This is a genomic window from Pseudomonas sp. P8_241 (genome assembly GCF_034008315.1).
Classification (GTDB): Bacteria; Pseudomonadota; Gammaproteobacteria; order Pseudomonadales; family Pseudomonadaceae; genus Aquipseudomonas.
On the sequence record NZ_CP125377.1, the window covers coordinates 1,243,453 to 1,256,508 of the forward strand.

A 13,056-nucleotide genomic window follows, 5' to 3' on the forward strand; every position below is an offset into this window, starting at 1 on the left:
CGGACTTTTCGGTAGTAAAAACGCCCCTGTCGCAAGACCGGGGCGTTTTTTGTAGGTGCCGTCTGACCTGCAAACGTGACGCTTGCGCCGTGGATCAGGTACAATTCCCGGCTATTTTTCGGCGGGCTATGCCTGCAGCCTTTTTGAGTGTTGATCCGTGAGTGATTTGAGTCATATCCGCAATTTCTCCATCATCGCCCACATTGACCATGGCAAGTCGACGCTGGCCGACCGCTTCATCCAGATGTGTGGCGGCCTCGCCGAGCGCGAAATGGAAGCCCAGGTCCTGGACTCCATGGATCTGGAGCGTGAACGCGGGATCACCATCAAGGCGCACAGCGTCACCCTGTATTACAAAGCCCAGGACGGTATCAACTACCAACTGAACTTCATTGACACCCCCGGCCACGTTGACTTCACCTACGAAGTCAGCCGTTCGCTGGCGGCCTGTGAAGGTGCGCTGCTGGTGGTTGACGCAGGTCAGGGCGTTGAAGCGCAGTCGGTTGCCAACTGCTACACGGCGATCGAGCAGGGCCTGGAAGTGATGCCGGTGCTGAACAAGATCGACCTGCCACAGGCCGATCCTGACCGCGTCAAGGAAGAAATCGAAAAAATCATCGGCATCGATGCCACCGACGCAGTCGAGTGCTCGGCCAAGACCGGCCTGGGCGTCGACCAGGTGCTCGAGCGTCTGGTCGCCACCATTCCTGCGCCGACCGGCAACTACGAAGATCCGCTGCAAGCGTTGATCATCGACTCCTGGTTCGACAACTACCTGGGCGTCGTGTCCCTGGTGCGCGTGCGCCACGGCCGTGTGAAGAAGGGCGACAAGATCCTGGTCAAGTCCACCGGCAAGATCCACCTGGTGGACAGCGTCGGTGTATTCAACCCGAAACACACCCCGACCGCTGACCTCAAGGCCGGTGAAGTGGGCTTCATCATCGCCAGCATCAAGGACATCCACGGTGCGCCAGTGGGCGACACCCTGACTTTGAGCTCGACGCCGGACGTCGACGTGCTGCCTGGGTTCAAGCGCATTCAGCCGCAGGTCTACGCCGGCCTGTTCCCGGTCAGCTCCGACGACTTCGAAGACTTCCGCGAGGCGCTGCAAAAGCTCACCCTCAACGACTCGTCGCTGCAGTACACGCCGGAAAGCTCCGACGCCCTGGGCTTCGGCTTCCGTTGCGGCTTCCTCGGCATGCTGCACATGGAGATCATTCAGGAGCGCCTTGAGCGCGAATACAACCTGGACCTGATCACCACCGCGCCGACGGTAATCTTCGAGCTGCTGCTCAAGACCGGCGAGACTATTTACGTCGATAACCCGTCCAAGCTGCCGGACCTGTCTTCCATCGAAGACATGCGCGAGCCGATCGTGCGCGCCAATATTCTTGTGCCGCAAGAGCACCTGGGCAACGTCATTACCCTGTGCATCGAAAAACGTGGTGTTCAGGTCGACATGCTGTTCCTCGGCTCCCAAGTACAAGTGACCTATGACCTGCCGATGAACGAAGTGGTACTCGACTTCTTCGATCGCCTGAAGTCCACCAGCCGCGGCTATGCTTCGCTGGACTACCATTTCGATCGCTATCAATCGGCTAGTCTGGTGAAACTGGACGTGCTGATCAACGGTGACAAGGTCGACGCCCTGGCGCTGATCGTGCACCGTGACAACTCGCACTACAAAGGTCGCCAGTTGACCGAGAAGATGAAAGAACTGATTCCGCGGCAGATGTTCGACGTGGCAATCCAGGCCGCCATTGGTGGGCAGATTGTGGCGCGGACAACCGTCAAGGCGCTCAGAAAGAACGTATTGGCCAAATGCTACGGTGGTGACGTCAGCCGTAAGAAGAAACTGCTGGAAAAGCAAAAGGCCGGTAAAAAACGCATGAAGCAGGTCGGCAACGTGGAAATTCCACAAGAAGCCTTCCTTGCCGTGCTCAGGTTGGATAGTTAGGTCCTATGTCACTAAATTTCCCGCTGTTGCTGGTCATCGCCGTGTTCGTCTGCGGCCTGTTGGCGTTGCTTGATCTGTTGATCCTGGCGCCGCGTCGGCGTGCTGCCATCTCCTCCTATCAGGGCAGCGTCAGCCAGCCGGATATGGTTGTGGTCGAGAAACTGAACAAAGAACCGCTGCTGGTTGAATACGGCAAGTCGTTCTTTCCGGTGTTGTTCATCGTGCTGGTGCTGCGTTCGTTCCTGGTGGAACCGTTCCAGATTCCTTCCGGTTCGATGAAGCCGACCCTGGATGTCGGCGACTTCATCCTGGTGAGCAAGTTCTCCTACGGGATCCGCTTGCCAGTGATCGACAAGAAAGTCATCGAAGTCGGTGATCCGCAGCGCGGCGATGTGATGGTGTTCCGCTATCCAAGTGATCCGAACGTCAACTACATCAAGCGTGTAGTAGGCCTGCCGGGTGACAAAATTCGTTACACCGCCGACAAGCGCTTGTTCGTCAACGGTGAGTCGATTGCCGAGCAACTGGTCGGTTCAGAACCGGGCACGCTGGGCAGCGCGGAACTGTACAAGGAAAAACTCGGTGTTGCCGAGCACATGATCCGCAAGGAAATGAGCCGCTATCGCGCCACGCCGGACCGTTCGTGGACCGTGCCTTCCGGGCACTACTTCATGATGGGCGACAACCGCGACAACTCGAACGACAGTCGCTACTGGGATGATCCGAACATTCCCAAGGATCTGCTGGGCATGGTTCCCGACAAGAATATCGTCGGCAAGGCCTTCGCGGTCTGGATGAGCTGGCCGGAACCAAAACTCAGTCACCTGCCGAACTTCTCGCGGGTTGGCCTGATCAAGTAATCACACACGGCGCTGTTGAACACAGCGCCGAATGCATTTCTGGAACCGAGACAATCGGGGGCGGAAAGCATGAAGCCAATGATATTCAGGACGTTATTTTTGAACACAGCGTTAATTGTCCCAGGCCTGCGCCGAATCCCGGCGGTGGCGGTGGAATCCAACCACGAACTCAGCGTGGGTAAACCGTGAGCGTCTCCTTAAGCCGTCTCGAGCGTCAGCTCGGCTACACCTTCAAGGATCAGGAACTGATGGTCCTGGCCCTGACTCACCGCAGTTTCGCCGGGCGTAACAACGAACGCCTGGAGTTCCTCGGTGACGCTATCCTTAACTTCGTAGCCGGCGAGGCGCTGTTCGATCGCTTCCCGCTGGCCCGCGAAGGCCAGTTGTCGCGTTTGCGTGCACGCTTGGTGAAAGGTGAGACCCTGGCCGTACTGGCCCGTGGTTTCGACTTGGGCGATTACCTGCGTCTGGGTTCGGGTGAGCTGAAAAGCGGCGGTTTCCGTCGCGAATCGATCCTGGCCGATGCCCTCGAAGCGCTGATCGGTGCGATCTACCTCGATGCCGGCATGGAAATGGCCCGCGAGCGCGTGCTGGCCTGGCTGGCCGGTGAGTTCGAAGGCCTGACGCTGGTCGACACCAACAAAGATCCAAAGACCCGCCTGCAGGAATTCCTGCAGTCCCGTGGTTGTGAGCTGCCGCGTTACGAAGTGGTGGATATCCAGGGTGAGCCGCATTGCCGGACGTTCTTCGTCGAATGCGAAATCATCTTACTGAACGAAAAAAGCCGAGGTCAGGGTGTGAGCCGTCGTATTGCCGAACAGGTAGCGGCCGCCGCAGCACTGATTGCCCTGGGTGTGGAGAATGGCAATGACTGATACAAACGCAACTCGCTGTGGCTATGTTGCCATCGTCGGCCGTCCCAACGTGGGCAAGTCCACGCTGCTGAACCACATTCTGGGTCAGAAGCTGGCGATCACCTCGCGCAAACCGCAAACCACCCGTCACAACATGCTCGGTATCAAGACCGAAGGTGATGTGCAGGCGATCTACGTCGACACCCCGGGCATGCACAAGGGCGGCGAAAAGGCCCTGAACCGCTACATGAACAAGACCGCTTCGGCAGCGTTGAAAGACGTCGACGTGGTGATTTTCGTGGTGGATCGCACCAAATGGACCGAAGAAGACCAGATGGTTCTCGAGCGTGTCCAGTACGTGACTGGCCCGCTGATCGTGGCGTTGAACAAGACCGATCGCATCGAAGACAAAGCCGAGCTGATGCCGCACCTGAGCTGGTTGCAGGAGCAGTTGCCCAATGCGCAGATCATCCCGATTTCCGCACAGCACGGGCACAACCTTGATGCACTGGAGCGTGTGATCGCCGATCACCTGCCGGAAAACGATCACTTCTTCCCGGAAGACCAGATCACCGACCGCAGCAGCCGTTTCCTCGCCGCTGAGCTTGTGCGCGAGAAAATCATGCGCCAGATGGGTGCCGAGCTGCCGTACCAGATCACCGTCGAAATCGAAGAGTTCAAGCAGCAGGGCAAGACCCTGCACATTCATGCCTTGATCCTCGTCGAGCGCGATGGCCAGAAGAAAATCATCATTGGCGACAAGGGCGAGCGCATCAAGCGCATCGGCACCGAGGCGCGCAAAGACATGGAGCTGCTGTTTGACTCCAAGATCATGCTCAACCTGTGGGTCAAGGTGAAAGGTGGCTGGTCCGATGACGAGCGCGCCTTGCGTTCGTTGGGTTATGGCGACCTGTAATACTCCGAAAGCCCCCCTGTAGGAGCGAGCTTGCTCGCGATGGACTTGAGAGCGCCGCGTTCATTCAGAAAGCCCGCGTTATCGTTATCCACCATCGCGAGCAAGCTCGCTCCTACAGTATGTGAGACTTGATGTCCTCAACTCCGCCCATCGCCCAACCCGCCTACGTCCTGCACTCCCGCGCCTACCGCGAAAACAGTGCGTTGGTGGACTTCCTCACGCCGCAAGGTCGGCTGCGGGCGGTGTTGCGCAGTGCGCGGGGCAAGGCCGGAACCCTGGCGCGGCCGTTTGTGCCGCTGGAAGTCGAATTTCGGGGCAGGGGAGAGTTGAAGAACGTCGGGCGCATGGAAAGTGCCGGAGTTTCCACTTGGCTAAGTGGTGAGGCACTGTTCAGTGGCCTTTACCTCAATGAGCTGCTGATTCGCCTGTTACCCGCCGAAGACCCGCTTCCCTCGGTGTTTGACCACTACGCCGCGACCTTGCTGGCGCTGGCCGAGGGTCGGCCCCTGGAGCCGTTGCTGCGCTCCTTCGAATGGCGATTGCTTGATGACCTCGGCTACGGTTTTTCCCTGAGTGCCGATATCCACGACCAGCCCATCGCCCCGGACGGTCTCTACCGTTTGCAAGTAGATGCAGGGCTGGAGCGGGTCTACCTGCTGCAACCGGGTTTGTTCAGCGGTGCCGATCTGCTCGCCATGGCCGAAGCCGACTGGTCAACCCTCGGCGCTTTGTCGGCTGCCAAGCGCTTGATGCGTCAGGCATTGGCCGTTCACCTGGGCGGCCGTCCACTTGTCAGTCGCGAGCTGTTTCGCAAGCCCTGATCACACCGTATGCTGTGCACCGAACTTTCTCTTCTTCTGGAGCGCTTTCCGTGACCACCAGCACCCGCATTCTTCTTGGCGTGAACATCGACCACGTCGCCACCCTGCGTCAGGCCCGGGGCACTCGTTACCCGGACCCGGTCAAGGCAGCACTGGACGCGGAAGAGGCAGGTGCCGACGGCATCACTGTGCACCTGCGTGAAGACCGTAGGCACATTCAGGAGCGCGACGTTCTGGTGCTCAAGGATGTGCTGCAAACCCGCATGAACTTCGAGATGGGCGTCACTGAAGAAATGATGCAGTTCGCCGAGCGTATTCGCCCGGCGCACATCTGTCTGGTGCCGGAGACTCGTCAGGAACTGACCACTGAAGGCGGGCTGGACGTGGCGGGGCAGGAAGCACGCATCAAGGCAGCGGTCGAGCGCTTGTCGAAGATCGGTTCTGAAGTGTCGTTGTTCATCGATGCCGATGAGCGCCAGATCGAAGCCTCGCGCCGTGTCGGCGCACCGGCCATCGAACTGCACACCGGGCGTTATGCCGATGCCGAAACCCCGACTGAAGTCGCCGAAGAACTCAAGCGTGTGGCTGATGGTGTGGCGTTTGGTCTGGCCCAGGGGCTGATCGTCAATGCCGGTCACGGCCTGCATTATCACAACGTTGAAGCCGTGGCGGCGATCAAGGGCATCAACGAGCTGAACATTGGCCATGCGCTGGTGGCCCATGCGCTGTTCGTGGGCTTCAAGTCGGCTGTTTCGGAGATGAAGGCGCTGATTCTGGCGGCTGCCCGGTAGGAGCGAGCTTGCTCGCGAAAAACCTGAGGGCGCCGCGGGGCATCAGGTTTTTCGCGTTATCGTTGACGCCCATCGCGAGCAAGCTCGCTCCTACAGCGGGGCTGGCTCTTGAGCCGGCTTGCTCTTGTCGATCCCCGGAACAAGCAGTTTGCCCTCGGCGACCTGGTCGCCTTCAAGCTGCGGCTGCGTGACCCACGTCAGGATGTCGTAGTAGCGACGGATGTTCGCCACAAAGTGCACCGGCTCGCCGCCACGGGCGTAGCCGTAACGGGTCTTGCTGTACCACTTCTTTTCTGACAAGCGCGGCAGGATCTTCTTCACGTCCAGCCATTTGTCCGGGTTCAACCCTTCCTTGGCCGCCAGTTTGCGCGCGTCATCCAGGTGCCCGCTGCCGACGTTATAGGCTGCCAGGGCAAACCAGGTGCGATCTGGCTCCTGGATCGAATCGTCCAGCTGGTCTTTCATGTACGCCAGGTACTTGGCGCCGCCCATGATGCTTTGCTTGGGGTCGAGACGGTTGGACACGCCCATGGCCTGCGCGGTGTTCTGGGTCAACATCATCAGGCCGCGCACGCCGGTCTTGGACGTGACTGCCGGCTGCCACAACGATTCCTGATAACCGACTGCCGCGAGCAGGCGCCAGTCGACTTTCTCTTTCTTGGCATACGCCTTGAAGTGCTGCTCGTACTTTGGCAGGCGCTGCTGCAAGTGCTGGGCGAAAGTGGTGGCGCCCATGTAGCCGAGGACGTCGACGTGCCCGTAGTAGCGGTCCTTGAGGCGTTGCAGCGTGCCGTTTTTCTTGACCTTGTCGAGGTAATCGTTGATTTCGTTGAGCAGGCTGTTGTCATCGCCCAGTGCGACGGCCCAGCTCTGGTTGCTGGCATCACCGAGGTCAAAGGCGACCCGGATGTTGGAGAAATACACCTGGTTCATCGCGACTTCGTTGGAGTCGACCAGGGTCAGGTCGATCTGAGCTTCGTCAACCATGCGCAGGAGATCAACGACCTCGACCGCGTCAGACTCTTCGTATTCGATACCGGGAAATTTCTGTTTCAGTCGCGCCAGTTGCTCGGCGTGGGTGCTGCCCTTGAGCACCATGATTTTCTTGCCCACCAGATCCTTCGCGTCAGTCGGCCGCGATTGGCCGTTGCGATAGATGACCTGAGGGGTCACTTCCAGATAGGAGTGGGAAAACCGCACCTGATTTTTGCGTTCTTCGCTGCTGACCAGGCCGGCCGCCGCGAGAACCGGGCCGTTGGGCTTGCCGACCTGATTGAACAGGTCGTCGAGGTTGTCGGCGGTCTCGATCTTGAGTTCGACCCCCAGATCGTCGGCAAAGCGCTTCACCAGCTCGTATTCGAAGCCGGTTTCACCGTTGCGATCCTGAAAGTAGGTGGCGGGGCTGTTTCGGGTAACCACCCGCAGCACACCATCCTCCTTTACGCGCTCTAGGGTGTTGGGTTTATCAACACAGCCACCGAGCACCAGGAAGAGTCCGGTTGCGATCAGCCATTTGGCGTACCGCGGACGCAAAGCCGTTGGGGAAAACATCTGCGCAGTATACGCAAACGACCACGGGCGCCATATCTCGACAGCGAAGGGGTTGTCTGCTAGAGATCACAAAACCGAGCAAAACCCAGCAGGAATGGGCCTTTCCTGCATTTTGTTACTGTAAAAATAAGCGGTTGTTACACCCGAAATTAACCTGACTTTCGAGGCAGAAACACAGATCGACGTCCGGGTGCAACCGTGCGTAGCGTTTCGGGTGATGTCGCGGGCGGTTTAGGCTAGAATGCACGGCCTCAAAGCACACCCCTTCCCGAGGCTGTCCCGAAGATGTTGATCCTGCGCGGCGCTCCTGCCCTTTCTGCCTTTCGCCACAGCAAACTCCTTGAGCAACTGAGCCAGAAGGTTCCGGCTGTCAGTGGCTTGTATGCTGAATTCGCTCACTTCGCCGAAGTCACCGGCGTCCTGACCGGCGACGAACAGCAGGTGCTTGCGCGCCTTCTGAAGTACGGCCCTAGCGTTCCGGTACAAGAGCCGACCGGTCGTCTGTTCCTGGTGTTGCCGCGTTTCGGCACCATCTCGCCGTGGTCGAGCAAGGCCAGCGACATCGCTCGCAACTGCGGCCTGGCGAAAATCCAGCGGCTTGAGCGCGGTATCGCGTTCTACGTGGCCGGCCAGTTCAGCGACGCTGAAGCCCAGCTGATTGCTGATGGCCTGCACGACCGCATGACCCAGATCGTCCTGGGCAACCTCGAACAGGCTGCCGGCCTGTTCAGCCACGCCGAACCCAAGCCACTGACCGCCATCGACGTGCTGGGTGGTGGTCGCGCCGCGCTGGAAAAAGCCAACACCGAGCTGGGCCTGGCCCTGGCCGAAGACGAGATCGACTACCTGGTCAACGCCTTCGTCGGCTTGAAGCGCAACCCGCACGACATCGAGCTGATGATGTTCGCCCAGGCGAACTCCGAGCACTGCCGTCACAAGATCTTCAACGCCAGTTGGGACATCGACGGCCAGAGCCAGGAAAAAAGCCTGTTCGGCATGATCAAGAACACCTACGTGATGCACAGCGAAGGCGTTCTGTCGGCTTATAAGGACAACGCTTCGGTGATCGTCGGCTCCGTGGCCGGGCGTTTCTTCCCGGACCCTGAAACCCGCCAGTACGGCGCGGTGCAGGAGCCGGTACACATCCTGATGAAGGTTGAAACCCACAACCACCCGACCGCGATTGCCCCATTCCCGGGCGCGTCCACCGGTTCCGGTGGCGAAATCCGCGACGAAGGCGCCACCGGTCGCGGTGCCAAGCCGAAGGCTGGCCTGACCGGTTTCACCGTGTCGAACCTGCAGATCCCGGGCTTCGAACAGCCGTGGGAAGTGCCGTACGGCAAGCCTGAGCGCATCGTCACTGCGCTGGATATCATGATCGAAGGCCCGCTGGGCGGCGCTGCGTTCAACAACGAGTTCGGTCGTCCGGCACTGACCGGCTACTTCCGTACCTTCGAACAGTCGATCACCACCCCGCACGGTGACGAAGTTCGCGGTTACCACAAGCCGATCATGCTGGCTGGCGGCATGGGCAACATCCGTGAAGAACACGTCAAGAAAGGCGAGATTCTGGTTGGTTCCAAGCTGATCGTGCTTGGCGGCCCGGCAATGCTGATCGGCCTGGGCGGCGGCGCGGCTTCCTCCATGGCCACCGGCACCAGCTCGGCAGACCTGGACTTCGCTTCGGTACAGCGCGAAAACCCTGAGATGGAGCGTCGCTGCCAGGAAGTCATCGACCGTTGCTGGCAACTGGGCGACAAGAACCCGATCAGCTTCATCCACGACGTGGGTGCGGGCGGTCTGTCCAACGCCTTCCCGGAACTGGTCAACGACGGCGACCGCGGTGGCCGTTTCGAACTGCGCAATATTCCAAACGACGAGCCGGGCATGGCCCCGCACGAAATCTGGTCCAACGAATCCCAGGAACGCTACGTCCTGGCCGTCGGCCCGGCTGACTTCGAGCGCTTCAAGGCAATCTGCGAACGCGAGCGTTGCCCGTTTGCCGTGGTCGGCGAAGCCACTGCCGAACCACAGTTGACCGTCACCGACAGCCACTTCGGTAACAGCCCGGTGGACATGCCACTGGAAGTCTTGCTGGGCAAGGCTCCACGCATGCACCGTTCGGTGGTTCGTGAAAGCGAACTGGGCGACGATTTCGATCCGTCGACCCTGAACATCGCCGAATGCGTCGAGCGCGTCCTGCATCACCCGGCCGTGGCGAGCAAGAGCTTCCTGATCACCATCGGCGACCGCACCATCACCGGCCTCGTGGCCCGTGACCAAATGGTCGGCCCGTGGCAAGTTCCAGTAGCCGACGTTGCCGTCACCGCCACCAGCTTCGACGTCTACACCGGTGAAGCCATGGCCATGGGCGAGCGTACTCCGCTGGCACTGCTGGACGCTCCGGCGTCGGGCCGCATGGCGATCGGCGAAACCCTGACCAACATCGCGGCTTCGCGCATCGGCAAGATCTCCGATATCAAGTTGTCGGCGAACTGGATGTCGGCGGCCGGTCACCCGGGCGAAGACGCACGTCTGTACGACACCGTGAAAGCGGTCGGCATGGAGCTGTGTCCTGAGCTGGGCATCACCATTCCGGTGGGCAAGGACTCGATGTCCATGGCCACCCGCTGGAACGATGAAGGCGTGGACAAGTCCGTGACTTCGCCGATGTCGCTGATCGTGACCGGCTTCGCGCCAGTGACGGACATCCGTCAGACCCTGACCCCGCAACTGCGCATGGACAAGGGCACCACCGACCTGATCCTGATCGACCTGGGCCATGGCCAGAACCGCATGGGCGCCTCGATCCTCGCGCAGGTTCACGGCAAGCTCGGCAATCAGGCTCCGGACGTCGATGACGCCGAAGACCTCAAAGCCTTCTTCGCGGTGATCCAGGGCCTCAACGCCGACGGTCACCTGCTGGCTTATCACGACCGTTCCGACGGTGGTCTGCTGACCAGCGTTGTCGAGATGGCCTTCGCCGGTCATTGCGGTTTGAGCCTGAACCTCGACGGTCTGGCAGAAACCTCGGCCGACATCGCTGCCATCCTGTTCAACGAAGAACTGGGTGCCGTGATCCAGGTTCGTCAGGACGCTACCCCGGACATCCTCGCGCAGTTCAGCGCTGCCGGTTTGGGTGACTGCGTGTCGGTAATCGGTCAGCCGATGAATAACGGCGAGATCAGCATCACCTTCAACGGTGACACTGTCTTCGAAGGCCAGCGTCGTCTGCTGCAACGTCAGTGGGCCGAGACCAGCTACCAGATCCAGCGTCTGCGTGACAACGCCGACTGTGCCGAGCAAGAGTTCGACGTGCTGCTGGAAGAAGACAATCCTGGCCTGAGCGTCAAGCTGAGCTACGACGTCAATCAGGACATCGCCGCGCCTTACATCAAGAAAGGCATTCGCCCACAGGTTGCCGTACTGCGTGAGCAGGGCGTCAACGGTCAGGTGGAAATGGCGGCAGCGTTCGACCGCGCCGGTTTCAACGCGATCGACGTGCACATGAGCGACATTCTGGCCGGCCGTGTCGACCTGAACGAATTCAAGGGCATGGTCGCTTGCGGCGGCTTCTCTTACGGCGACGTATTGGGTGCCGGTGAAGGCTGGGCAAAATCCGCGCTGTTCAACAGCCGTGCCCGCGATGCGTTCCAGGGTTTCTTCGAGCGTAACGACAGCTTCACCCTCGGCGTGTGCAACGGTTGCCAGATGATGTCCAACCTGCACGAGTTGATCCCGGGCAGCGAGTTCTGGCCGCACTTCGTGCGTAACCGTTCCGAGCAGTTCGAGGCCCGTGTTGCGATGGTGCAGATCCAGGAGTCGAACTCGATCTTCCTGCAAGGCATGGCCGGTTCGCGTATGCCGATCGCCATCGCCCATGGTGAAGGCCATGCCGAGTTCGCCAGCGAAGAAGCACTGCTGGAAGCCGATCTGTCCGGTTGCGTGGCGATGCGTTTCGTCGACAACCACGGCAAGGTCACCGAAAGCTACCCGGCCAACCCGAACGGCTCGCCGCGCGGGATCACCGGTCTGACCAGCCGCGACGGTCGCGTAACGATCATGATGCCGCATCCGGAGCGTGTGTTCCGCGCCGTGCAGAACTCGTGGCGTTCGGACGAGTGGAACGAAGATGCACCGCTGATGCGCATGTTCCGTAACGCTCGCGTCTGGGTTAACTGATAGCCGTGTACAAGCTCAGCTTTTTTGTTCCCGACAGTCATGTCGACGTGGTCAAAAGCGCCGTATTCGCCGCCGGTGGCGGGCGGATCGGTGCTTATGATCACTGTGCCTGGCAGGTGCTTGGCACTGGTCAGTTTCGTCCGCTGGATGGCAGTCAGCCGTTCATTGGCGAAGCAGGGCAGGTCGAACAGGTCGAGGAATGGAAGGTTGAGCTGGTGGTGGCCGATGAGTTGATTCGCTTGGTAGTGGCTGCGCTTAAACTGAGCCATCCCTACGAGACACCGGCTTATGAGGTGTGGCGACTGGAGGATTTCTGATCCTCGCACCGTTGAAACTAAAAACCCGCTGAAAGCGATTTCAGCGGGTTTTTTAATACCCGTAGGAATGTGATCCCTGTGGCGAGGGGGCTTGCCCCCGTTGGACTGCGTAGCTGCCCCCTTCTTTAGATCTGATATCGAATTCTTTGAAGGCAGGGCCGCTGCGCCCCCAACGGGGGCAAGCCCCCTCGCCACAAAGGCCCCAACTCAAAACGAGGTCAGGGACGAATCTCGATCATCGTGCCATCCGGCACCAGGTTCCAGACTTCGCGCATGTCCATGTTGCGCATGGCGATGCAGCCGTCGGTCCAGTCCAGGGTGTGGAACAGGTGTTCCGGATTTTCTTCGGTGTCCGGGGTGCCATGGATCATGATCATACCGCCAGGATCGACCCCTTCGCGCCGTGAGCGGGCGGCATCGCTGATGTTCGGGTAGGAAATGTGCATCGCCAGGTTGAAGCGGTCGCTGACCTTGCGCCAGTCGACCCAATAGAAACCTTCCGGCGTACGTTTGTCGCCTTCCATCAATTTCGGACCCTTGGGGCGTTTGCCCAGGGAAATGCGATAGGTCTTGATCGGCTTGCCGTCATTGATCAATTGCAATTGATGGGAAGACTTGAGAACCAGAATTTTCTCGATGACCTTGCCGTTCAAGGTTTCCACGGCAGAAGCCTGGGACACCGAGACAAACGACAAACATAACAGGGCAAGCAACCAGCGCATTGAAACGATTCCCCAGGAGGTGTCGCGACGATATATATATTTATAGGTGTTTTTGTGGGCGCTGCCCAAGGCGCGGGCCGGGTTC

Annotated in this window: 10 protein-coding genes; 8 read left to right on the forward strand and 2 right to left on the reverse strand. The window is 59.7% G+C overall.

The genetic code is table 11. The annotated features are described in order from the left end of the window. Window positions 1–157 precede the first annotated feature (157 nt). The 6 genes from lepA to pdxJ all read left to right on the forward strand — a co-directional run bounded on the left by lepA (window position 158) and on the right by pdxJ (window position 6,199). A complete protein-coding gene (gene lepA / locus QMK58_RS05560) occupies window positions 158–1,957 on the forward strand; it encodes a translation elongation factor 4 (protein ID WP_053162292.1) in 1,800 nt (599 codons plus the stop codon). A 5-nt stretch (window positions 1,958–1,962) separates the two neighbouring features. Beyond that, window positions 1,963–2,817, forward strand: a complete 855-nt coding sequence (gene lepB, locus QMK58_RS05565) for a signal peptidase I (protein WP_053162290.1) — start codon at window positions 1,963–1,965, stop codon at window positions 2,815–2,817. A gap of 185 nt (window positions 2,818–3,002) precedes the next feature. Beyond that, window positions 3,003–3,692 (forward strand): ribonuclease III, encoded by a 690-nt coding sequence (gene rnc / locus QMK58_RS05570; RefSeq protein ID WP_053162288.1) that lies wholly within the window; start codon window positions 3,003–3,005, stop codon window positions 3,690–3,692. Next, on the forward strand, window positions 3,685–4,587 hold the full coding sequence (gene era / locus QMK58_RS05575; RefSeq protein ID WP_053162286.1) for a GTPase Era: 903 nt from the start codon (window positions 3,685–3,687) through the stop codon (window positions 4,585–4,587). Before rnc ends, era begins: the two co-directional genes overlap by 8 nt. A gap of 131 nt (window positions 4,588–4,718) precedes the next feature. Then, on the forward strand, window positions 4,719–5,408 hold the full coding sequence (gene recO / locus QMK58_RS05580) for a DNA repair protein RecO (RefSeq protein ID WP_053162284.1): 690 nt from the start codon (window positions 4,719–4,721) through the stop codon (window positions 5,406–5,408). Window positions 5,409–5,458: 50 nt separating this feature from the next. Further along, window positions 5,459–6,199, forward strand: coding sequence for a pyridoxine 5'-phosphate synthase (gene pdxJ, locus QMK58_RS05585; RefSeq protein ID WP_053162283.1), 741 nt, complete (start codon window positions 5,459–5,461; stop codon window positions 6,197–6,199). Window positions 6,200–6,289: 90 nt separating this feature from the next. Here pdxJ and mltF read toward each other — a convergent pair whose 3' ends face one another. After that, window positions 6,290–7,750, reverse strand: a complete 1,461-nt coding sequence (gene mltF, locus QMK58_RS05590; protein WP_320395976.1) for a membrane-bound lytic murein transglycosylase MltF — start codon at window positions 7,748–7,750, stop codon at window positions 6,290–6,292. Between the two features lie 285 nt (window positions 7,751–8,035). Between mltF and purL the strand changes: the two genes are divergently transcribed. Together purL and QMK58_RS05600 are read left to right on the forward strand one after the other, a co-directional pair. Then, entirely contained in the window at window positions 8,036–11,932 is a 3,897-nt protein-coding gene (purL, locus tag QMK58_RS05595; protein WP_053162281.1) for a phosphoribosylformylglycinamidine synthase, read from the forward strand. Between the two features lie 5 nt (window positions 11,933–11,937). Further along, a complete protein-coding gene (locus QMK58_RS05600) occupies window positions 11,938–12,249 on the forward strand; it encodes a YqfO family protein (RefSeq protein ID WP_053162279.1) in 312 nt (103 codons plus the stop codon). Between the two features lie 218 nt (window positions 12,250–12,467). Here the strand turns inward: QMK58_RS05600 and QMK58_RS05605 are convergent, their stop codons facing one another. Continuing rightward, window positions 12,468–12,971 carry a L,D-transpeptidase family protein gene (locus QMK58_RS05605; RefSeq protein WP_053162278.1) on the reverse strand — a complete coding sequence of 168 codons (504 nt, stop codon included), beginning with the start codon at window positions 12,969–12,971 and terminating at the stop codon, window positions 12,468–12,470. Window positions 12,972–13,056 lie beyond the last annotated feature (85 nt).

Excerpts from the sequence above, each read along its gene's own strand:
- lepB (WP_053162290.1), top strand. The coding sequence starts at position 1,963 with ATGTCACTAAATTTCCCGCTGTTGCTGGTCATCGCCGTGTTCGTCTGC.
- mltF (WP_320395976.1), bottom strand. The coding sequence starts at position 7,750 with ATGTTTTCCCCAACGGCTTTGCGTCCGCGGTACGCCAAATGGCTGATC.
- purL (WP_053162281.1), top strand. The coding sequence starts at position 8,036 with ATGTTGATCCTGCGCGGCGCTCCTGCCCTTTCTGCCTTTCGCCACAGC.
- era (WP_053162286.1), top strand. The coding sequence starts at position 3,685 with ATGACTGATACAAACGCAACTCGCTGTGGCTATGTTGCCATCGTCGGC.
- recO (WP_053162284.1), top strand. The coding sequence starts at position 4,719 with ATGTCCTCAACTCCGCCCATCGCCCAACCCGCCTACGTCCTGCACTCC.
- QMK58_RS05605 (WP_053162278.1), bottom strand. The coding sequence starts at position 12,971 with ATGCGCTGGTTGCTTGCCCTGTTATGTTTGTCGTTTGTCTCGGTGTCC.